The sequence below is a fragment of the Paenibacillus sp. FSL H8-0283 genome (genome assembly GCF_045040675.1).
GTDB classification, from domain to species: domain Bacteria; phylum Bacillota; class Bacilli; order Paenibacillales; family Paenibacillaceae; genus Paenibacillus; species Paenibacillus amylolyticus.
On the sequence record NZ_CP150295.1, the window covers coordinates 324678 to 346683 of the forward strand.

Genomic DNA, 22006 nt, shown 5'->3' on the forward strand with positions numbered 1-22006 from the left:
TGGGGCAATGAGCAAGCTGCCATTCCAGCTGGGGATTCATCCGATCAATTGGGTCGGTGAAGATGTGAAGGAGCATGGTGATGCGACAACGTGTGCACAGATTCTGGATGACATTCAGCGTCTTGGGCTGACGGGTACAGAGATGGGACGTAAATATCCTACCGATCCTGCTATATTGCGTGAGGAATTGAGCAAAAGGAATATCAAGCTGGTCTCCCAGTGGAAATCCGTACTTTTCTCCGATCCGGCATATCGTCAGTCGGAGCTGGACAGTTATCGCAGACATGCGGAGTTTCTGCAATCCATGGGCAGTAAGGTAATCAGTACGGCGGAGGTAGGCGGGTCACTTCATTTTGATCCAAGACGAACTCCGAATGAAAAAGAAGTGCTCAGACTCAGCGAATCTGAATGGCATATTCTTGCTGAAGGGTTGAACGAAGCAGGTGCTATTGCTCGCGAACATGGGTTGAAGCTTACGTACCATCATCATGGAGGCACAGTGGTAGAGCAACCGGATGAGATTGATCGATTGATGGAGCTGACAGACCCTTCTCTCGTGTACCTGCTCTATGATACTGGTCATGCCTATTATGGCGGAGCCGATCCACTTGAACTGCTACGCAAACATTATGATCGGATCGCCTATATCCATCTGAAAGATATCCGCCCGCATGTGCTGGATGAAGCACGCGCGGAGCAATCTGACTTTGTCGGCTGTATTCGTAGAGGAGTGTTCACTGTACCAGGCGATGGATGCATTGATTTTGCACCAATTCTGCAAGAACTGATCACACGAGGGTACGATGGCTGGGCGATGCTTGAAGGAGAGCAGGACCCTGCGATTCATAACCCGTATGAGTATGCCAAACGCTCCCTGAACTATATGGAGTCGTTATACCAACACAGCTGATTCGTTCAGCATTGCAGCGGTCAGATGCTGCACCTATGAAGTGAAAAAGGAAGAAGGCCAGCAAGAGTATAAAGTTACGATTGGAAAATAAAACTGACTTACTCTAGCCGTTTACGAGTTCTTACGATGGAATGAGTAACTAGTCTAGATATCGATATACAACATGGAAAATCCCACTACAGAAAGGGGCTCACATGCAATGACTTACGTATCCTTTCCGGTATCCAGGAAGAAGGATTTCACCGCGATTGGCCGCTTGTGCATCGACTTGAACGCCAATGAGATCAATCGCCCGATGGAAGAGACGATGACGTTTACGAAGTATGTAGGTGGCTCTCCGGCCAATATTACGATTGGCATGTCCAGACTGGGTATGGAGACGGCTTTTATCGGTAAGATCGCGGGTGACCAGATGGGCAGATTCATCCAGAGTTATTTGGAGAAGAACGGCATCGACACATCAAATGTAGTTACAGATGACACTGGAGCGGTGACAGGGCTTGCTTTTACCGAAATCAAAAGCCCAACGGATTGCAGTATCCTGATGTACCGGGACAATGTAGCGGATTTGTTATTACAGGCGCAAGAGGTACAAGAGCAGTTGATTGCTGACTCCAAAGTGCTGTTAATCTCAGGCACAGCCCTCGCGCAGAGCCCATCCCGTGAAGCCGTATTACAGGCACTAACGTATGCAAAAAAACATGGCACAGTTATTGTGTTTGATCTGGACTATCGCCCATACACATGGACATCGGACGAAGAGACAGCGGTCTATTACAACCTTGCAGCCGAGAAATGCGATATCATCCTCGGCACACGTGAAGAGTTCGACATGATGGAGACATTCGACCACAATCCGGATCATAGCGATCAGGTGACTGCACAGAAATGGTTTGATTTCTCAGCGAATATTGTAGTAATCAAACACGGCAAGGAAGGGTCCATTGCTTATACGCGTGAAGGGCTTTCCCATCGTGCGGACAGCTATCCGGCAAAAGTGGTCAAAACGTTCGGCGCAGGCGACTCTTACGCGGCTGGGTTCCTGTATGGATTGATGCAGGGCTGGACAATTGAGCGCAGTATGGCGTATGGCAGTGGCGCAGCAAGTATCGTTATTTCAAGCCACAGCTGTTCGGATGCAATGCCAACGGTGGAACAGGTGAATGACTACATTGAACGTTGCAATCGGGGCGAGATTACCGTGTCTTGAAGCACGTTGCAATACTTTGAACAACGTACTCATACAGATCTATAACAATGAACATGTTGAACATAAGGGATCACACATAAGCGAAGGGAGACAGGGCTATGGGAAAAGGAATTTCTGAAGCGTCTGCAACAGCGACAATGGTACAAAACTGGATCGGAGGTGCCTGGGTAACCCCAGCGTCAACTCGCACGGACCCAGTGGTGAATCCGGCTACAGAAGAGGTTATTGCACATGTGCCACTGTCCGAACAAGCGGACGTGGATCTGGCGGTTCAGACAGCACGAGAAGCGTTCAAATCCTGGAGCAGCACACCGGTTCCGCGCCGTGCACGTATTCTGTTCCGCTACCAGCAGCTGCTGGTTGAACATTGGGAAGAGCTCGCTCGCCTGGTGACACTGGAGAACGGTAAAAGTTATGCCGAAGCGTACGGCGAGGTATTACGTGGCATTGAATGCGTCGAGTTCGCGGCAGGTGCCCCGAATCTGATGATGGGCAAACAACTGCCTGACATCGCGACAGGACTGGAGTCGGGCATGTACCGCTACCCAATCGGCGTAATTGGGGGGATTACCCCATTCAACTTCCCGATGATGGTGCCGTGCTGGATGTTCCCGCTGGCTATTGCGTGTGGTAACACCTTTGTCCTGAAGCCGTCCGAGCGCACACCGCTGCTGGCAGGCCGCCTGGCAGAGCTGTTCAAGGAAGCGGGGCTTCCGGACGGTGTGCTCAACATCGTTCACGGTGCACATGATGTCGTGAACGGGTTGCTGGAACATAAGGATGTTCAAGCGATCTCCTTTGTCGGATCACAACCTGTAGCTGAATACGTCTACACCACTGCATCCAAGCATGGCAAACGGGTACAGGCACTCGCGGGTGCCAAAAACCACTCCATCGTTATGCCGGACGCCGATCTGGATCTAACCGTGAAAGAGATTACCAGTGCAGCTTTTGGTTCAGCAGGGGAACGTTGCATGGCATGTGCGGTTGTTGTGGCTGTGGGTGATGTGGCTGACGAACTGGTACAAAAGCTGGTGGAAGCGGCAGACCGCATTACCATTGGTAACGGCATGGATGAGGGCGTGTTCCTCGGTCCTGTCATCCGTGGACCACATAAAGAGCGTACACTCAGTTACATTGAAGCCGGAGAGCAGGAAGGCGCGGCATTGATTCGGGATGGACGTAAGGATCAGGCGACAGGTGAATCCGGTTATTTTGTAGGGCCTACGGTATTCGACCAAGTTGATAGCAATATGAAAATCTGGCAGGATGAGATCTTTGCTCCGGTACTCTCGGTGGCAAGAGTGTCTACGCTGGAGGAAGCCGTTGAGCTGGCGAACCGTTCCGACTTTGCCAACGGGGCGTGTCTGTTCACCCGCAGCGGAGCGAGTATGCGTCAATTCCGTGAAACGATTGATGCGGGCATGTTGGGTATTAACCTGGGCGTACCTGCACCAATGGCATTTTTCCCGTTTTCCGGTTGGAAAAAGTCCTTCTATGGTGATCTACATGCCAATGGTACGGATGGTGTTGAATTCTACACTCGCAAGAAGATGGTAACGGCGCGCTGGTAACAACCAGAGCATCACTCGGGCTAAGGGGAACGCCCAGCCCATATGGACGCACATAGGGAGGATAACGGAATGGGCAAGGACAAAGTGAGAATTGGCATCATCGGTGCTGGACGGATCGGCAAAATTCATGCAGACAATCTCCTGCGTAACCCGCATGCCGAGATTGTGGGAATCAGTGACTTATTTGCAGGTCCTGAATTGGAGGCTTGGGCCTCCAGTCGTGGCATCCCTGTTGTAACAACGAACAGCAGCGAGTTGATCTCGATGCCTAATGTAGACGCGGTGCTGATCTGTTCTTCAACAGATACACATGTGCCGCTGATCGAACAGGCCGCCCAGGCGGGCAAACATATCTTCTGCGAGAAGCCGGTCAGCATGGATCTGGCACAGACCCAAGCGGCTGTAGCGGCAGTTCAGAAGGCTGGCGTGAAGCTACAAATTGGATTTAACCGCCGCTTTGATCACAACTTCAGACGGATACGTACGCATGTGCAGGATGGTACGATTGGTGATCCACATATTATCAAAATTACGTCTCGCGACCCGAGTCCACCGCCTGCGGAGTATATCCGGGTGTCTGGCGGGATCTTCATGGACATGATGATCCACGATTTTGACATGGCCCGTTATCTGTCCGGGAGTGAAGTGGAAGAAGTGTACGCTCAGGGCAACGTGCTGATCAATCCGGTTTTTGCGGAACATGGTGACGTGGATACAGCGATTGTAACGATGACTTTTGCCAATGGAGCGATTGGTGTTATTGATAACAGTCGTCAGGCAGTATACGGATACGATCAGCGTGTTGAAGTATTTGGCTCGAAGGGCAGCGCCGTAGCGGCGAATGATCATCCAAATACGGCTGAGATCAGTACAGCGGCCGGGCTTATGCGCGACAAACCGTTACACTTTTTCCTGGAACGCTACAATGAAGCATATGTACAGGAGACAGCCCTCTTTATCGATGCAATCATTCATGATACACCGGTTATCGTTGATGGCCACGATGCAGTACAGGCAGAACGAATTGCACTGGCAGCAAAAATGTCCATGGAGCGGGGAAGACCTGTGAAGCTGAGTGAAGTTCCTGGGATGTCACTGGAATCGCAAACGGCAACGCCATAGTGGATGATTAAAGTCACTTTTTTCTAATAGAGCGTAAGAATGGTCCAAGTTTTTGTTTTTTATAAGTATCAGGTTGTTGTGGACGATTACAGAAAGGAGTGGATGACAAGATGTCAGAACGTATTGTGAAACCCGTGGTCAACCCGGAGGGAGACGGTACACTTATAAACGTAACACCGGAGTCGGCGGGGTGGGAATATGTTGGCTTTCAGGTAGCGAAGCTGGCGGAGGGGGAGACGCTAACCCGTGAGAGCGGTGATCAAGAACTCTGTGTGGTGCTTCTCAGTGGTTTCGCCAATGTAAGTACCCGGGAGCACACATGGGATAATATCGGAAAAAGAATGAGTGTTTTCGAGAAAATTCCGCCGTATTCGGTCTACGTCTCAACTTCCGATCAAGTACAGATCACAGCACGTACCGAACTGGAAATCGCTATATGTGTTGCACCCGGTAAAGGCACGTACCCGGCTCGTCTCATTGCACCCGAAGATGTAGGGGTTGAGGCACGAGGATATGGCAATCTGGAACGCCAGATTCACAACATTTTGCCGGAACAGAAGGAAGCGGACAGTCTGCTCGTTGTTGAGGTATTCACGCCAGATGGGCATTGGTCCAGTTACCCGCCACATAAGCATGATCGGGACGCACTCCCGGATGAATCTTTGCTGGAAGAAACGTATTATTTCCGTGTACAGCCTGAGCAGGGGTTTGCCATTCAGCGTATATACACGGATGATCGTTCTGTGGACGAGACGCTAGCAGTGAAGAACGGAGAAGTGGTGCTTGTTCCGGACGGATATCATCCGGTAGGCGCTCCTCCGGGGTATGAGGTCTACTATCTGAACGTGATGGCTGGACCAACCCGGACCTGGAAATTCCATAATGACCCTGACCATGAGTGGTTGATGAAAAAGTAAAACAGTTCATGCTACGCACATTGTGCTGGCTTCAAGTTGCGTATGCAGACTTCCCCCTGCATAATGAGAAGAAGAGAACAATTATCTATGTATAACGAAATTTATATATAGCACAAATGGGGAAAAAACAATGAAAGCAACCATATACGATATAGCACGCGAGGCGGGTGTATCCATTGCAACCGTCTCGCAGGTCATTAATGGCAAAGGCAAGATCAGCGAGAAGCGGCGCGCTGAGATTATGGAGATCATGGAACGCCTTCATTATCAACCCAGTGCGATCGCAGCTGCACTTACAGGGAAGCAGACGTATACATTGGGGCTGCTCGTACCGGACATCTCAAACCCGTATTTCGCAGAACTCGCCAGAGCTGTCGAGGATCGTAGCCGTCAATTGGGTTATAGCGTGGTCATCTGCAGTACGGATAATAAGGACGAGCGGGTAGAGCGTTACCTGAATTTGCTCCAGCAAAAAAGGGTAGATGGCATGATGATCGGAACCGGGATCGATAATGCCGAAATTTTGTCACCCCTCTTGCAGCAGTCCATCCCTGTTGCTCTGATTGCCCGTCATATGCCATCCCTGTCGGTACATACGGTCACTATTGACGACATACTTGGCGGAGCACTCGCAGCAGATCATCTGCTTGAACTTGGGCACACCCGTGTAGCGGTTCTGTCGGAACCGTCCAAAGTCAGCAGCAGTCAGGAACGTGTACGTGGATTCCGTGAAACACTGATTAAGGCAGGTCATACGCTGGAACCGAATCAGATCCGAGAATCGGCAGCTGATCTGAGCTCGGCCAAAAAAGAGGCCTTACTGCTGCTCGGTGAGAAGGATCACCCGACAGGTTTGTTCTGTTGTAATGACATTCAGGCCATCGGTGCTCTTCAGGCAGCCAAGGAGCTGGGGCTACGCGTTCCAGAGGATGTGTCCATCATAGGGTTTGATAACACCATTCTGGCTTCGGTGACCAGTCCACCGCTTACGACCGTTGCCCAGCCAATTGAAGAACTGGGACATCGTGCTGTAGATCTGTTGATTGAAGAGTTAAAGGATGAACAAAAAGAGCCACAGAAGATTGTGCTGAAGCCTGAGCTGGTCATCCGAGAATCAGCAGGCCGTGTATTGGGCTGAAAACAAATAGTTTTCGGCGTACGCTGAACAGACGTGAGGCCAAGTCTACGTGTGTAATATTCATGGCTCGGGATAAGGGTTATCGTCTTACCTGGTTCTGAATAGGTAATAAAACAATATAACAAAGTAAACAAACAAGCCGCGTTCACCCTATGGGAGAACACGGCTTGTTTGTTTAAATCTTTAATTTAGTGTAGCCCAAAACGTCATCGTAATTGAGGGACCAGAGATAAGAAATGACATTGGAACAGAAGGAGTGAGATGTTATACTGGAATATATCAATAATTACCAATTTATATGTTTTGTGTAGGTATAGAGAGGGGATTGAGATGACTAAACGAATCAAGATGATTATGGGTATCGCCATGATTATTGTTTTTTTAGCTATTGCAGTGCGTATGTATACCTCCGGTCAATACACTATGTATATCCCTAGCAAACATACGACGTTTCGAGCAGAGGTCACCGATCATATGACGATGCTGGATACATTGGATCGACTGACGATTAGGAAAATTTCCGACAATGAACCGTATAATGAAGATGATGAAATAACGATTACAGATCCCAAAGAGATTAGAGACATGCTGAAGCTATTAAAGGATGTTGATCTTAAAAGAGTACGGGAATTTGACGTTTCCGAAAGGAATCCGCATTACTATGAGTGGCGACTTACCATTAATAAAGAAGGCCGCTTTACCGATGGATTCGGACTGACGTTTTATAATGAAAAGTCCATCTCAATCTACAGCGAGGCAAAAACGAGAGACGAACTTGAAGACTACGAGATTACCAATGAGATTAATCTGAATGAGATGGACCGCCTTTTTGAAAAGATGAAGGAGGAGCAAACATGACCAAGACCAACTATCATGTACGTGCGATTGAGGAACAGGATATTCCCTTTCTATGGGAGATGTTATACGCATCCCTGCATAGAAGAGAAGGTGATGAACCTTTTCCAATCGAAAGTATTCATACTCCCGGACTATCCAAATACGTTGAAGAATGGGGGAGAGAAGGGGATTTCGGGTATGTTGCAGTTGACCAGCAGGGCAAGAGACTAGGTTCAATAACATTACGATTCTATACGGATCAGAATGCGGGATACGGTTATGTGAATGCAGCTACGCCAGAGATGGGGATGGCTGTAACGGAAGATGCACGTGGAAAAGGAATAGGTACCTTGCTGCTTCAGTCCGCATTAGATGAGGTTGAACGGCGGGGAATTGAAGCAGTCTCGCTCAGTGTTGACCCGGATAACCAAGCGATTCGCTTATATAACCGGTTAGGATTCGTGGAGGAGTCCCTAAATGGTACATCAGTAACGATGGTGCGTGTAAGTAAACTTGAATCTTAAATGATGAGCGTTCGGATCACTGGCAAAACTGAGTAAACCACGTGGAACTGCAAAAGAAGAGGCGTTTCCTCATGGGAACGCCTCTTTCTGTGTGCCATGTACAGCATCGGTATCTCTCTTATTATACTAAGTCCGTAGCACTTCAATATTATTTCAACAAAAATGCCAAAGCCTCGTCATACGTTTCCCATTGGAATTCAGTCTGGTGCGCGGACTCTTTGGAGATCCGATTCAATTGCATTTTGGCGATCGCACCACCTACGGCTACACTAGCTCGCTTCATCCCCCACTGTGTCAGTAGTTTCTGGTGTTCCACAATTTTTTCTTTGGTATCCTGAGGGAAAGCCTTCATGTTCCGCATATCTACTAGCACATCAAACGAATTTCCCAATTGTTCCGCTATTCTCTGGATTTCTGTATTCGTTTGTTCGACATGTTCAGGAGAAACAATACCTTCCCAGATAATTTCAATAATAGGTTTAGTTGAATCCAAACGTCTAACAGACATGTAGGCAACTCCTCGATAATAAAATAATATGTAATATATGAGACTATAAGCCTATTAATTATACCTTTTTATAACGAGAATGAAAACTAAATTCATAATTAAGTGGTTCTTATGGACTACTTATTCCTAGGGAAGTTAAATTCAGGGATTGTTATCATATCTTCATTGGAAGGGAAGGTTAAATAGCTAAAAGCCGCCCAGAGAATGAACTCCAGACGGCCTCTATAACTGTAACATGATAAATTGAAAATCCTACGTAAATTAGAAGCCAATCTTCAAACTGTTACCTTTAGTTGCTACACCTTTGGAAAGGGAAATGCTCAGCTTTTGTTCTGCCGAGAAACCAAGTGTTTCCCCATCATGCAGTGTGACGTCGTTTTCAATCACATACGTTGTGGTCATGAACATCATCTCAAATACATCGCTTAAGGATTCAGACGATTGCATAATCTCCATCTCTTCTTTACCAAAGTTACGTAGTCCGTAAGTGTAAGCTGAAGCGCCTTCGGCATTTTGGAATAATCCGATGAAAATCCAGAGCGAGACTGGCAGCTCATCATGTTTGATCCCACGGCTGGTTTCAACATATTGACTGGCTTCAACAACAAGTGGGGCCATGTATATGGCCAGTGCGTGATCCAACTGTAATAAGGCACTCGCTGTTTGAGTGAACAGAACATGTCCATCAATAGCATTTGTTGCGTTCAGAACAGAGACAATAATCTGAGACTGGTGCCGTGAGGTAACTTGCTCCGCTTCTCGCCAAAGGATGTTGAGTTTGGCATTTTCCTCAACTTCACGGTCAGGCACAGGCGCAGGAATGTGGGCACACACCACTTGCATTCCATTCACTTCGAAAAAGAGATTGCCCTCCTCCGGGCGTTCTTCAATCTCGATATCCCATTCGTTCTTCATGTTCCTGATGAAGAGGCCAAAATCACAATCGTCACGCTCCAGCAGGACAAAACCCACGATGGTTTCACTGTAATTCGTTGATTCGACAGCACCACCTGCAGGTACTTTCTCCTTTTTGCGCCGCCGAAGCTTGTCAAACAATCCCATGACATGTTCTCCTTCCAATTCCAGAACGATTCTGGTCATTGTACACTGCTATCTATTCACTACCTTACCATAAAGGAGTTAACATGAATCGAAGCAATGCACCATTCGACAGAAATTACAGGAACAGAACTAGCAACAACGCAATGATCGCAGGCAAACCTTGTTTGATAATGATCGACCGTGAAGAAGTTGCTCCTCCATAAAGAGCCGCAATAATCACACACGCTAGGAAGAAAATCTGAATATGCTGTCCAACGGCTGCATCCGGATATACGAGTCCCCAGATCAGACCTGCCGCAAGAAATCCATTGTAAAGACCTTGATTGGCCGCGAGAGATTTGGTGGATTTGGCGAATTCCGGCGTGAGATTAAAGGTTTTCATTGTGCGTGGACGAGTCCACATAAACATCTCCATCACCATGATATAGAAGTGTTCGACAGCTACAAGAGCTACAAAAATGATACTAATCAATGGAAACACCTTGCTTTCTGATATGTAATTTATTTACTTGTCCATCCTAGTATAAATGTTTGTAATAAGAACGGAAAGAGTAAATTTAATTTGTAACAATTTAATTGCGTATTATTAAAATTATTTATCGTTTTCCAGTTGAGTTTTGATGTTGAAATTAAAAAATGGTTACAAAGCTAAGCATACGCCGATTGTCGACAATCCATTCATTGGGTAATAATGAACAATAAAGAAGTAATATTGCTCAGGAAAGGGAGGAGATTACTATGGGAACAGTTCAATTCGTCATGTTGGCTGATGATCCATCCACATTTGTGACCCGAGTTGTACCTTTTATCGATATTGAGCTTGCAGGAATTCCGGGTGACCGTCATTATGGTCTGCTTCGTCCGGCGGACTCACGTCAGAAAATCTACAAGCGTGGTACACCGATTGCGAATCGCCGCCAGATCAGTATTGTGTCTGAGGAAGAATGTGCTCTTATTGCTGAGAAAATGAACATTCCTGAAGTGCGTCCAGAGTGGCTTGGTGCCAATATACTGGTCCGTGGCATTGATCGATTGACGGAACTGCCTGCTGGAACGCGGCTCCTATTTCCAAACGGGACAGGGTTAATATGCGAAGGAGAGAACCTTCCCTGTGTACATCCGGGAAAAATGATTGAACAATTCTACGAACAGGACGGTTTGCGCAAAAAATTCGTGCCTGCGGCGCGCAAAAAACGTGGAATCGTGTGCTCAGTTGAACGGGAGGGTGTAATTCATGCGGGGGATACCATAGAAGTCATTCACCTGTCCTGATTTTCAGGACAGGTTTCTAATTGATCAGCCCTCGGCGCTCACCATGGGGATGTCTAGAGTGTAAGTACTCCTCTGGTGTACTGCCAATAATGGACTTGAAATCTCGGATGAAATGGGATTGATCATGATATCCAAGATCCTGAGATAGCTTAATCAGGTCACAGTGAAGACCGCGGTCCATCCATTCTGCAGCATTTTGCAGACGATACAACTTGATTACCGTTTTGGGTCCGATGCCCACATACTGATTGAACAGCCGTTGAAGCTTTCGGGTATGCATATTCCAATAAGAAGACAGATCATCCACTCTCAGCATCTCTCGGTTCTGTTCAATCTGTTGCACAATATCATTAACCATTCTCGCTTGAGCATCTTCAGCAGGAAGGTGTGCACACAATAGCTGGTCGATGTAACTGGTTTTATCCGCATCATCCCCCGCCCCAAGAAGCCGGTCTTCCAAGGAATCCGCTGTGACGTCAAGAATATTGGATACATTCATCGGTTGTCCGTACAATGAAGAAACAGGAACCCGAAGGAAGGGATGAAACCCTCCTGGGTTGAATTTCACGCCAAATACACGACCTTTCCCGCTCACAAGATAGGAGAATTTACGTCCCGATGGTCCGAAGAAAAACGTATTGTTCCGTTCCACAATCAGATTGACACAAGGGTTAGGCACGACATGTTGGGGATACGGTTCAAGTCCAGTCAGATCCCACGATACGATCCAGTAATGTTTAACAAAAGGTCGAAGTGCTTCGGAAGGAGCATGGCGTGTCAGTTGATATTTATGGTCACCTTCATTCAGATTCAACAGGCCCATACTTGGTCTGTCTCCTTGTTCTACCTGTTTCATCCGAATCATCCCTCCTGCTCATCTCACATTATTTAGGTTCTCTGAACAACAATGCCCGCACAGCAAAACGGGGTAAAATGAGTTGCCTGCGCCATCTCGATGGTTGACTGAGGAGGCGATAGAGCCATTCCAGGTTAAACTTCTGCCATATCGCAGGGGCACGCTTGGTTTTGCCAGCCACGATATCGAGACTGCCTCCAACACCTATGGCTACACGAGCGTTCAACTGGTGGCGATACTTGTTAATCCAGTGTTCCGCATGGGGGGCGCCAAGAGCCACGATAAGAAAGTCTGGTTGAGCAGTACAAATCTCTTCCACAATCTGTTGTTCCTCATCTGCCTGGAAGTAACCATGATGTCTACCTTTTACAACAACTCCCGGATAACGTTGCGCAATAACTTTCACGGCCTCTTCACTGACACTTTCTTCTGCTCCCAGCATGTAGAATGACCAGTGTTTTTGATTGCCTTCCTCTAATAAACGAAACAGCAGATCACAACCGGTTACCCGTTCAGTCAATTGACCGCCGCGGAAACGGGATACCATCACAATGCCAGCACCGTCAGCCGTGACCAACCCGGCTTGATCGACAACCTTGCGAAGAGAGGCATTCTTTTGACAGGACATAACAATCTCGGGATTGCCTGTGATGACATGGAACAGTTCATTGCTTCCCTGATCTACAACTTCACCAAGGATTGCAACCGTTTGATTCATCGTGACATTGGGAAAAGGGATACCCATAATATTGGTTGATTGGCTCATATCTCATTTCCTTTCTTATTCCATCCCATGAGTGAATGGGGAACAAGCTTATGCATGTGAAGTTCATGTATCATACTGTCAATCAGATTATCGAATGCATGTACGTTTGGATCATAGTCGTGTAACAGATACAGTTTGCCCGAACGGCCAATGGCTGTGACTGCGGAATAGTAGTATCCGGTTAATCCAAGACAATAACAATCTTCATTAGCGTATTTCAAGATCGAATGCATCTCTGTGGAACAACGTAGTGTCTCTTCAGCATTCGGAATAAAATGAACTTCATATTCATGCCAGGGGCTTTCAGCCAGCACTTCCCCGGAGATGTGGCTATAGTATTTAAAATATATAATTTCATCTATTCCCCAAAACTCTTCTAGAAACGATCGGGCAGCCGGAAATAAATCTGCGGATGTAGGGCACTGCTCTATGTATGCCGAGATGTCAACGCATCGGTTCTCATACCAACCCGCTTTCTGCAGCAACTGAATCATTTGTTGATAGGGTAACAATGAGGATTGTGACGTTCCAGTCATATTGAACAACTCCTGTTATTTCATTCCAGTTTAGTATATCTGATCTTCTGGGAAAGCACTATATAGGCGCAATCCGTTGGGATCATGGTATAACATTCCCAGCAACATAAAGAGCTTATATTTTACCTGTTGTCGCGTTTTTACAATACGGCCTTTGGGGTATAACGATAGGATAGGAGTGCGAGCTTGGCAGATCGCGTATCCAATACATAAAGGGAGTGAGTCCATGGAACTGAAATATGAATTCTATATCAATGCAGGACTGGAAGAGGTGTGGAATGCTCTAATATCACCAGACGGCACACGGAATAGTTTTTTCGGCAGCGAACTCCGCACCAATTTCCAACCAGGTCAGCCGTTTGCTTATGTAGGACCGGGCAATGATGGTGCGGAGACTGTCCATGTGTATGGAGATATATTAGAATTTGAACCGTTGTCCAGACTTAGTTATCAGGAGCATCCTGGACCGTCGTACCATGCGAATCATGCCGAGCTTCAATCCAGAGTGGTCTTCCAGTTGGAAACTGTAGGTGAGTGTACGAAGCTGACGCTGATCAATGATCAATTTACAGATAACCATCCTTCCGTTGCGAATGCACAGAGCAGCTGGTGGATGATTCTAAGCAGCATCAAAACTTGGGTGGAGACGGGGAAAACACTGAATTTTGGCTGGTAGCTGGGAAGAGGTAGTCATTTAAGATTTATTTTCATAAAAAATAAAGGCATTTAATATAAGAACCAGTGCTGTTTCAGCGCTGGTTCTTGTTTTTATACAAAATTAAGACCATTGCTCTACACTTAATGTCTGATAATGTCGAAATATATAACATATGAGCTAAGAGGAGAAATGAGCATGTTTCGTAAACGTAATGATTCGACCAAACACCTTCGTACAGATACTCATCAGAGATTATTGGAGTATAGTCGTAAACTGGTAGCAAACGCAGAAAAGGGCGACTATGACACATGGATCGAAGATGGCATTGAGTTTCAGGATACCGATGAAATAGCTAGTAATATCAAAAAAGCAGTACATATGATGAAAGCTCAAAACGAAGACGCGGAAATGCGCCTTAGAATGCTGAATCAGGCGATGAACGTGGGATTATGGGAATCTGAAATTGTTGCTGGTGATCCACTGGATAACAATAATATCGTCACATTTTCGAATGAATTCCGCCAAATGTTAGGGTTCCATAATGCCAAGGATTATCCCAATTCATTTGCAAGCTGGGCCAAATCGATATATCCGGATGACAGACCTCAACTGGTGCAGGAGATTATGAAACATGTGAATGACACAAGAGCAACAACTGCCTATAACGTCATCAGCCGTATGATTACAAAAAGTGGAGAAATCCGCTGGTTCCGATGCCTTGGACAAGTCATCCGAAATCAGGCTGGAGTTCCGGTCAAACTCCTGGGCATCATGTTTGATATTCATGAGGAGAAGAGCAAGTCTGATGAGCTGGAAGCACTCGTCACCCGATATGATCTGGTTAACCGCGCCTTGGTGGAGGCTCCGTGGGATATGACCGTTGTGGCTGGAGATGTAGTTAATCCAAATAACGAATTTTGGTGGTCACCCCAGTTCCGTAAAGAATTAGGGTTTAAAGACGAGCAGGATTTCCCGAATGTGTTCAGCAGCTGGAGCGGCCGACTTCATCCGGAAGACCATGATCGGACGATCAACGAATTTGCCAGACATATGAACGATTACAGTGGTCGTACACCGTACGATCTGGATTATCGTCTGCAACGCAAAGACGGGGAGTATCGTTGGTATCACGCGGGTGGGGAGACCATTCGGGATCAGGATGGAGTACCACTCCGTGTAGCTGGAACCATTCGAGATGTTACCCATGAGAAGAATAAGGAACAGATCGTGGAAGCCATGAATCTGAAAACAAAACAATTGTCGGAGTCCATTGGCGAGATGGTACGTGGAATCAACTCGATTACCGATCAGGCACAGGATCTGGTGACTGCGCAGGAATTATCTGCCGATGCAGCCATTCAAGTGAAAAGCAGTGCAGATGATACGAAGAATATCACCGTATTTATTCGAGAGATTGCCAGTCAAACCAATCTGCTGGGGTTGAATGCAGCCATTGAAGCTGCACGAGCGGGAGAGCTGGGACTGGGATTTGGCGTCGTTGCAGGTGAAGTGCGGAAACTGGCTGATCACAGTTCGGAGGCCACAGTAAATATCGAAGATAGCATGCAGAAGATGAAAACATTGATTGATCAGATTCTTGAACATATCGGTAATATGTCCACGTTAACACAAAATCAGGCTGCCCTGACACAGCAGGTAAATGCTTCAATGGATGAGATCAACACCATGTCACAGGATCTGGTTAATTACTCGAGGAATCTATAATCTCGAAGCCGTTTGTTATAACATCACGATCATTGGCAACAACATCAACAAAAAACCACCGGGAAGCATTTCAGCTCCCGGTGGTTTTTTGTATTTCTATTTCTATTTTATAGCTAAGATATATAGCTTCAGTTCAGTTATTGAATTAAACTTGTTGAACTTTGATCAGGTTTGTATTACCGGATTGACCGATTGGAACACCAGCGGACAACACAATGATATCACCTTTTTCAATGTAACCTGTTTTGATTGCGTTACGCGTAGCAGACTCGAACATTTCATCCGTTGTGGTTACTTTGTCGCCCATAACCGGAATAACACCGGAGAGCAGGCAGATTTTCGCCAATACTTCTTCATGTTGTGTAACTGCGATGATTGGTGCTTTTGGACGATACTTGGAGATCATACGTGCTGTGAATCCACTCTCAGTTGAAGTGATGATTGCTTTTGCATTCAGTACGAGGGAAGAACTTACAGCGCCCTGACTGATAACTTCAGTAATATCAGCGATCTGTTGAGCCGATTTTTGTGCGAATTGCTCTTTGTAATCGATCATCGTTTCAGCACGGCGAGCAACAGCAGCCATCGTGCGCACGGATTGTACCGGATATTTACCAGCAGCTGATTCACCGGACAACATCACAACGTCAGCACCTTGAAGTACAGCATTGGCCACGTCACTAACTTCGGAACGAGTAGGGCGTGGGTTCACTTGCATGGACTCCAGCATGTGTGTAGCTACGATAACTGGTTTACCAGCGCGGTTACATTTATCGATCATTTCTTTTTGCATCATTGGTACGTCTTCGATCGGAACTTCAACCCCGAGATCTCCACGAGCTACCATGATGCCGTCAGATGCTTCAATAATATCGTCCAGGTTGGTCATACCTTCCTGGTTTTCGATTTTGGAGATGATCTGAACGTGGTCTACACCGCGTTCTTTCAAAATGCTGCGGATTTCACGGATGTCATCACCTTTACGAACAAAGGATGCTGCGATAATTTCGATATCGTTTTCGATCCCAAATCCGATGTGCATAACGTCACGCTCGGTTACACCTGGCAATGTCGTTTTGATTCCTGGCAAGTTAACCCCTTTGCGTGGTTTCAGAATGCCGCCACTGATGATTTTACAATGGATATCGGATCCTTCCACAGACAGTACAGTCAGATCCACAAGGCCATCATCAATGAGGATACGATCGCCAGGTTTCACAACGAGGTTCAGTTCCGGATAGTTTACCGAGATACGCTCAGCGTCACCAAGAATTTCTTCGGTAGTCAGGATCAACTCTTTACCAGCTTGCAGATGGCAGGATGCTTCTTTCAGTTTACCGATACGTACTTCCGGCCCTTTGATGTCCATCATGATCGGTATATAGGTGTTCAGTTCGGAAGCTGCTTTGCGGATATTATTAATCCGTGTAACGTGATCTTCCAGTTCGCCATGAGCCATGTTCAGACGGGCAACGGTCATACCTTCCTGAATCATTACTTTTAACAATTCGATTGAGTCACAAGCAGGTCCCATGGTACAAATAATTTTTGTTTTTAACATGCTAATTTCCTCCTCATATTTAAGCTTATATGTGTATTGTAGCGTTTTCTGTCGAATCAGGGTATGAACTATAGTACAATGATTAGAGTATAGTCCGATAATGAGGTGTGTTATGGTCACTCCACTTGAAGTACGACATATTAATGGTGTCGGTTGGTACGAAGAAGCTGTGCAATCTCAAGAAACTTGGCGGCTTAGCTTGGTTACTTATGGAAAATGTGTATATTGGGTGAACGGTGATAAACAGATCATGGAAAAGGGGGAATTGCTCCTCATTCCAGGTGGTACCCCATATTACGGCAAGAGTATTCCTACAGTAACGCACACACAGATTGTAATTCAATTGCAACGCGACCATACCGAAACTCTGCCTGCACTGGAACGGTATGAGGCTTTGCGGCATAAACCTGGATGTTACGAACTGATCCATCAACGCATGAGCGCTATTTATCAACAATGGCAGGAGCGTCCGTCTTATTATGTCATGATGAGCCAAGCCTTATTGATGGAAGTGTTGATTTATATGAACAGGGAGCTTGATCGTGGAGTTATCCCGCCGGAGAGGCATAATCATGTTGAACGGATGAAGCGATATATTGAGCGGCATTATCGGGAGAAAGTGACGAAGGAAGAACTCGGGGACGAGATCAATAAAACTCCCAATTATGCTGCCGCATTATTCAAAAGCATGACAAATCAGACCATCAGTCAATATGTCCATGATCAACGGATGAAACGAGCCATATATCTGCTCACTGAGTCACAACTCTCCATCCAGGAAATTGCCGAATTTCTCGGCTACCGGGACCTGTCTTATTTTTACCGCATATTCAAACGTATAACCGGGAGTCCACCGTCTGACCTTCTTCATGAACGACCACCTATAGCGTGAAACGCGTAGTCCAACCCAAATAAAGTTCTTCTATATAAGTAGGTTTAATTCAATGAGTACAAAAAAAGAGGGCCTATGCCCTCTTTTGCTGTATAGCAGGATCATCATCCCACCTGTTACATCAATAAATGTCGTTATACATGACTGCTTGGGTTAGAGGCTGTGAGTGGCTGCTTGCCTTTTTTTCGTGCCTGCCCAAGACGAAGAGCAAAGACATGTACAGTCCAATACGCTCCCTCAGCAAACAAAATGCCTCCAGCGATGTCCAGCAAGGAATGCTGTTTTACAAACACCGTCGAAGCAATGATCAACCACAGCCATACCGACCAAGAAATCCGTGCCAAAGGCCTAAAGTTCAAGTGTCTGTTAATCACAATAAACAGCAAATAGCTGGTCAGAACGTGAACACTTGGGAAACAGTTGAAGGGCGCATCATTGGTATAGATAAACTGTACTAACACGCTGCTCAGATCAGTTCCGCCGACCTCCGGGCGCGGGACATGGGTAGGAAACACCGCAAAACAGACATTGGCAGCCATGACACCAACATTATAGGTAATCAACGTACGCCAGAATAGCGACTTGTTCGTCAGACCCAAATAGAGAAATCCAAGATACAGAATGGGCATCCAGCTAATGTACGGATAAATAAATTCTTTGAGAAAAGGAATCTGTGTGTCAATCCAAGCATAATTGTAGAAGACATCACTTCCGGTGTTGCTGCCTAGAAATACGTAAATGGAGCCTTGGAGCGGTATGCACAGAATAGCCAGTAAATGCCCCCAGCGCTGAAAGAATGCTTTCATAGTATCCTCCTGATTTCATTATGCATTGTGAGTCTATCGTTATGGGTACTTCATAGATATAAGACGCTGAAGAGTCGCCACACCCCTGCAACTTTGAACTCTTGTAATACTATAATGGACAGATAAAGGTATAAGCCATACCTGATTTTAGGGGAAAAGAAGTCAGGATAAGTCTCTTTTTTGTTACTTTTATAGTTTTATCCATAATAGGAATATTCAATATACGGATAATGTGATACAACTATATTGGCATATAAGTTCTTATGACAACGGAAAACATAAATGAAACGAGGTAGGCAAATGTATGATTAATCCGCAAGCCAAGCCAAAACATTCCTTTTCCGAGCGGAAACCTGTACTCACCGTTGTGATTATTGAGCTGCTTCTCCTGTTAGCCGTATTTGCAGCAGGGGCCATTGCAACGATAAAACAACTCGACTACACTTCCCCTGTACTCATTTCCTTTACACCCATCGCCATTGTTCTGATGATCTATCTGACGTTAAGGCGCAAGTGGAGAGAGACTGGCTTCCGATCTTTGCGAAGTATCCCAGCTGGCCATGCAAAGTATTATATTCCACTACTCCTTGTACTGGGTACACTTGCCCTGAAAGGATTTTGGGAGCTGAGCTTGTCACGGGTAGCCTTTTTCATCTTTTTTACCTTGCTCGTAGCTTTTGTTGAGGAAACGATCTATCGGGGGCTTATCTTCAAGACCTTGCTTCAAAAAAGTGCAGTGGCCGCAGTTGTGACCTCCAGCATCTTGTTTTCCATTACACATCTATTGAACGCATTGTCTGGTCAGGATATGACGGATACGATCATACAATTGATCTATGCGCTACTCCTGGGAGCTGTATTGGCGTTATTGATGCTGAAGAACGGAAATATCGTACCGCTTATATTGTTTCATTTCATACATAATCTGATTCAATTTCTAGGGAATGATCTGGAGGACACAGGTACACTCCCTTACGATCTGTTTATACTGGCAGTACTGATTGCTTACTGTGCATGGTTAGTGTGGAGCATTCGAACAAATTCGTCTATTCCATCCAAAGGGAGTGAGCAAGCGAATACGGTTGTTCATTAAGGGTATTGCGGGTATTGCTTCGAAGTAGTTATCATACAGTTTCCCGTCAGCAGTTGGATCATGGTATACTTCAGTCTGGCGGGAAGACAGATATGTTCATGATACGAGGTCTGCCTATCCGTACAATAGGTTTAGACAGTAGGTGATATAGTGGAGAAGACAGCACAAGGTGTAGCAGAATGGATGGTACAGGAGATTAAATTCACAGGAACACTTCATCAGGAAGCTGCCATAGAATATGTGAAGACCCATTTTGGTGAAGAGTTTGTTTTTGTGAACGAGAACGGCAATACATCATTGTCCAAGGAAGTGAAGAAAGCTTTCCGAAAGCTTCATCGTGGGCAGATCGCCTGGGATCGGGATGCATTTATGTGGGCATGGACATAGTGTGTTATACTGGAGTAAGATGATTCGTTGGTTGTGTTGGATATGCATGTCAGAATATTATATAAAAAATGTATAAGATGGATTAGATCTGCATATCCTTTCATAAGACCGTACACAAGTGATCAGGCACATAAGCGTTATAAACCCTGGCCCCACGCGTGTTAATAACATGTATTTCCAAAGCTGTTTGAAAAGAAAATACAAAGATTTGCTTTTTGGCTGAAATGGAGTTATAATAAAAACAAGTTGTAGAGAGTGGAAAACCTAATTCATATATTGTAAAGGGCGATCACTTATAGGTTTATGACTGGTACCTTTTTCAATGTGTGAATTTTTATTTGCTTGCTGCAAAGAACAAAGGAACATGTTAATCTTTATTTGGAGGTGTAATTCACATGCAAAACGGAACAGTAAAATGGTTCAACGCTGATAAAGGCTTCGGTTTCATCGAAGTTGAAGGCGGAGAAGATGTATTCGTACACTTCAGCGCTATTACAGGCGAAGGCTTCAAAACGCTGGACGAAGGTCAACGCGTACAATTTAAAATTGTACAAGGAAACCGTGGTCCTCAAGCAGAAGAAGTTGTAAAACTGTAATTAAAGCATAGCTGCCTTTAACATGTTATAATGGTAAAGGCAGCTTCTTTTTTTTGATCAGTTATATAAAAGTCGGCCCATTAGTTGTCGAGGCAGGAGTCCGGTGGGACGTTAAACTTCCGCTAAGTGTAGTCTTCTGTGAAATAACGTCGGTTAGATGTTTTTCCATAACAAAGGGGGTAGAAGTCATGTATAATCGCAAAAAACCGTTGGAAGAGATTCCACAAGCTGATGCGGCAATCTGGGAATGTACGAGTGATACGTGCAAAGGATGGATGCGGGACAATTTTGCGTTTGATAACGTACCTACTTGTCCGATATGTGCTTCTGAGATGGTCAGCACGACTAGGATGCTACCATTGCTTGAGAATTCGAATAGTAATCTGAAAACGATGCCTAAAGGAAATCGGATTTAACATAGCTTACCCGCCTCTAACGAGGTGTTTTTTTTTAAGATCAAATAGACACCCTGTGCGAAGGTAAGGGTATTAAATATGAAGTTCCCGGCATTCGTTTTGGCGAATGCCTTTTTTTGTATCATTTTTTAACAGAAAAATATAGTGTGATTGATGTGAATCATATGAAAAAGATAAAGACCCTTTTCGCTATAAGCAAAAAGGGTCTTTGTTATGACTACAATTTTTACAACGATCAGATTGGAATTTAGATGAACAGGAACGGCAGCAGAAACAATGTTGCTACCAGAGCCAGATCGATTCCTGCTCCATAGCCGTAACCCCCACCGTATCCTCCGTAACCATATCGACCGTAGGCCGAAGATTTAACTTTTTTTGTTGCAACAGCGTTTTTCTTGATGCTTTTTACCAGCTGCTGTTTGGATTTGACGGAACACAGCCGTGGTCCCTCGAAACACCCGTTCAAATAAATTTTGCCATCACGACATTGACTAAGCGTACCATACATATGCTTACCGTCGTTCATAACGAGACAAACGGAACGTCCAACGTGCGGAGAAACCGTTTCTTCACATACCCGATTAATTCTGTACATGCAAATCCTCCTCATTAGATGCGGTTGCCGCTTGAATTCAACGGT

Annotated in this window: 25 protein-coding genes; 16 read left to right on the forward strand and 9 right to left on the reverse strand. The window is 45.7% G+C overall.

All coding sequences use genetic code 11. The features are described 5' to 3' along the window. The first annotated feature begins 7 nt into the window (after positions 1–7). The 8 genes from iolE (at position 8) to MHI52_RS01570 (ending at position 8232) form a co-directional block, all read left to right on the forward strand. Complete coding sequence (gene iolE, locus MHI52_RS01535; RefSeq protein ID WP_127551649.1) at positions 8–910, forward strand: myo-inosose-2 dehydratase; 903 nt, start codon at positions 8–10, stop codon at positions 908–910. Positions 911–1109: 199 nt separating this feature from the next. Beyond that, positions 1110–2120 carry a 5-dehydro-2-deoxygluconokinase gene (gene iolC, locus MHI52_RS01540; protein WP_047841171.1) on the forward strand — a complete coding sequence of 337 codons (1011 nt, stop codon included), beginning with the start codon at positions 1110–1112 and terminating at the stop codon, positions 2118–2120. A 98-nt stretch (positions 2121–2218) separates the two neighbouring features. Continuing rightward, positions 2219–3694 (forward strand): CoA-acylating methylmalonate-semialdehyde dehydrogenase, encoded by a 1476-nt coding sequence (locus MHI52_RS01545; RefSeq protein ID WP_282319683.1) that lies wholly within the window; start codon positions 2219–2221, stop codon positions 3692–3694. A 69-nt stretch (positions 3695–3763) separates the two neighbouring features. Further along, complete coding sequence (gene iolG / locus MHI52_RS01550; protein ID WP_047841170.1) at positions 3764–4816, forward strand: inositol 2-dehydrogenase; 1053 nt, start codon at positions 3764–3766, stop codon at positions 4814–4816. A 110-nt stretch (positions 4817–4926) separates the two neighbouring features. Continuing rightward, positions 4927–5733: a 5-deoxy-glucuronate isomerase gene (gene iolB, locus MHI52_RS01555; protein WP_074093115.1), complete on the forward strand. Its 807-nt coding sequence runs from the start codon at positions 4927–4929 to the stop codon at positions 5731–5733. Positions 5734–5863: 130 nt separating this feature from the next. Then, the gene (locus MHI52_RS01560) at positions 5864–6871 is read left to right on the forward strand and encodes a LacI family DNA-binding transcriptional regulator (protein WP_253505015.1); all 1008 of its coding nucleotides are present in this window, start codon (positions 5864–5866) and stop codon (positions 6869–6871) included. 330 nt (positions 6872–7201) lie between these two features. Continuing rightward, positions 7202–7729, forward strand: a complete 528-nt coding sequence (locus tag MHI52_RS01565; RefSeq protein WP_253505018.1) for a hypothetical protein — start codon at positions 7202–7204, stop codon at positions 7727–7729. Beyond that, positions 7726–8232, forward strand: coding sequence for a GNAT family N-acetyltransferase (locus MHI52_RS01570; protein ID WP_253505021.1), 507 nt, complete (start codon positions 7726–7728; stop codon positions 8230–8232). Before MHI52_RS01565 ends, MHI52_RS01570 begins: the two co-directional genes overlap by 4 nt. 148 nt (positions 8233–8380) lie before the next feature. Here MHI52_RS01570 and MHI52_RS01575 read toward each other — a convergent pair whose 3' ends face one another. From MHI52_RS01575 to MHI52_RS01585, 3 genes are all read right to left on the reverse strand, one after another. Then, entirely contained in the window at positions 8381–8740 is a 360-nt protein-coding gene (locus MHI52_RS01575; RefSeq protein WP_036607981.1) for a hypothetical protein, read from the reverse strand. Positions 8741–9001: 261 nt separating this feature from the next. Further along, positions 9002–9841, reverse strand: coding sequence for a DUF4261 domain-containing protein (locus MHI52_RS01580; protein WP_405158315.1), 840 nt, complete (start codon positions 9839–9841; stop codon positions 9002–9004). A gap of 76 nt (positions 9842–9917) precedes the next feature. Beyond that, entirely contained in the window at positions 9918–10283 is a 366-nt protein-coding gene (locus MHI52_RS01585; RefSeq protein ID WP_081745883.1) for a DUF1304 domain-containing protein, read from the reverse strand. 257 nt (positions 10284–10540) lie between these two features. On the opposite strand from MHI52_RS01585, the gene MHI52_RS01590 reads away from it, so the two are divergent. Continuing rightward, complete coding sequence (locus MHI52_RS01590; RefSeq protein ID WP_253505025.1) at positions 10541–11074, forward strand: MOSC domain-containing protein; 534 nt, start codon at positions 10541–10543, stop codon at positions 11072–11074. A 16-nt stretch (positions 11075–11090) separates the two neighbouring features. Here MHI52_RS01590 and MHI52_RS01595 read toward each other — a convergent pair whose 3' ends face one another. From MHI52_RS01595 to MHI52_RS01605, 3 genes are read right to left on the reverse strand one after another with little or no spacing between them, the layout of a single operon-like run. Beyond that, entirely contained in the window at positions 11091–11930 is an 840-nt protein-coding gene (locus tag MHI52_RS01595) for a DUF6597 domain-containing transcriptional factor (protein WP_405158316.1), read from the reverse strand. 28 nt (positions 11931–11958) lie between these two features. Next, positions 11959–12696 carry a WecB/TagA/CpsF family glycosyltransferase gene (locus MHI52_RS01600; protein WP_253505032.1) on the reverse strand — a complete coding sequence of 246 codons (738 nt, stop codon included), beginning with the start codon at positions 12694–12696 and terminating at the stop codon, positions 11959–11961. After that, complete coding sequence (locus MHI52_RS01605) at positions 12693–13232, reverse strand: SUKH-3 domain-containing protein (protein WP_405158317.1); 540 nt, start codon at positions 13230–13232, stop codon at positions 12693–12695. Before MHI52_RS01605 ends, MHI52_RS01600 begins: the two co-directional genes overlap by 4 nt. A gap of 226 nt (positions 13233–13458) precedes the next feature. Here MHI52_RS01605 and MHI52_RS01610 point away from each other — a divergent pair, with 226 nt between their 5' ends. Together MHI52_RS01610 and MHI52_RS01615 are read left to right on the forward strand one after the other, a co-directional pair. Then, positions 13459–13908: an SRPBCC family protein gene (locus MHI52_RS01610; RefSeq protein WP_282319669.1), complete on the forward strand. Its 450-nt coding sequence runs from the start codon at positions 13459–13461 to the stop codon at positions 13906–13908. 177 nt (positions 13909–14085) lie between these two features. Beyond that, complete coding sequence (locus MHI52_RS01615; protein ID WP_339190260.1) at positions 14086–15615, forward strand: PAS domain-containing protein; 1530 nt, start codon at positions 14086–14088, stop codon at positions 15613–15615. A 145-nt stretch (positions 15616–15760) separates the two neighbouring features. Here MHI52_RS01615 and pyk read toward each other — a convergent pair whose 3' ends face one another. Further along, positions 15761–17176: a pyruvate kinase gene (pyk, locus tag MHI52_RS01620; RefSeq protein ID WP_036607968.1), complete on the reverse strand. Its 1416-nt coding sequence runs from the start codon at positions 17174–17176 to the stop codon at positions 15761–15763. Positions 17177–17288: 112 nt separating this feature from the next. Between pyk and MHI52_RS01625 the strand changes: the two genes are divergently transcribed. Then, entirely contained in the window at positions 17289–18068 is a 780-nt protein-coding gene (locus MHI52_RS01625; protein ID WP_036607966.1) for an AraC family transcriptional regulator, read from the forward strand. Between the two features lie 134 nt (positions 18069–18202). On the opposite strand, the gene MHI52_RS01630 is transcribed toward MHI52_RS01625, so the two are convergent. Continuing rightward, complete coding sequence (locus MHI52_RS01630) at positions 18203–18874, reverse strand: phosphatase PAP2 family protein (protein ID WP_405158318.1); 672 nt, start codon at positions 18872–18874, stop codon at positions 18203–18205. A gap of 304 nt (positions 18875–19178) precedes the next feature. Here MHI52_RS01630 and MHI52_RS01635 point away from each other — a divergent pair, with 304 nt between their 5' ends. From MHI52_RS01635 to MHI52_RS01650, 4 genes are all read left to right on the forward strand, one after another. Next, a complete protein-coding gene (locus tag MHI52_RS01635) occupies positions 19179–19967 on the forward strand; it encodes a CPBP family intramembrane glutamic endopeptidase (RefSeq protein WP_405158319.1) in 789 nt (262 codons plus the stop codon). Between the two features lie 150 nt (positions 19968–20117). Continuing rightward, the gene (locus MHI52_RS01640; protein WP_036607962.1) at positions 20118–20354 is read left to right on the forward strand and encodes a DUF6953 family protein; all 237 of its coding nucleotides are present in this window, start codon (positions 20118–20120) and stop codon (positions 20352–20354) included. A gap of 395 nt (positions 20355–20749) precedes the next feature. Next, a complete protein-coding gene (locus MHI52_RS01645) occupies positions 20750–20950 on the forward strand; it encodes a cold-shock protein (protein ID WP_024633772.1) in 201 nt (66 codons plus the stop codon). Positions 20951–21138: 188 nt separating this feature from the next. Further along, a complete protein-coding gene (locus MHI52_RS01650; RefSeq protein ID WP_017691121.1) occupies positions 21139–21366 on the forward strand; it encodes a cold-shock protein in 228 nt (75 codons plus the stop codon). A gap of 247 nt (positions 21367–21613) precedes the next feature. On the opposite strand, the gene MHI52_RS01655 is transcribed toward MHI52_RS01650, so the two are convergent. Next, positions 21614–21961: a hypothetical protein gene (locus MHI52_RS01655; RefSeq protein ID WP_076329980.1), complete on the reverse strand. Its 348-nt coding sequence runs from the start codon at positions 21959–21961 to the stop codon at positions 21614–21616. Positions 21962–22006: the final 45 nt, after the last annotated feature.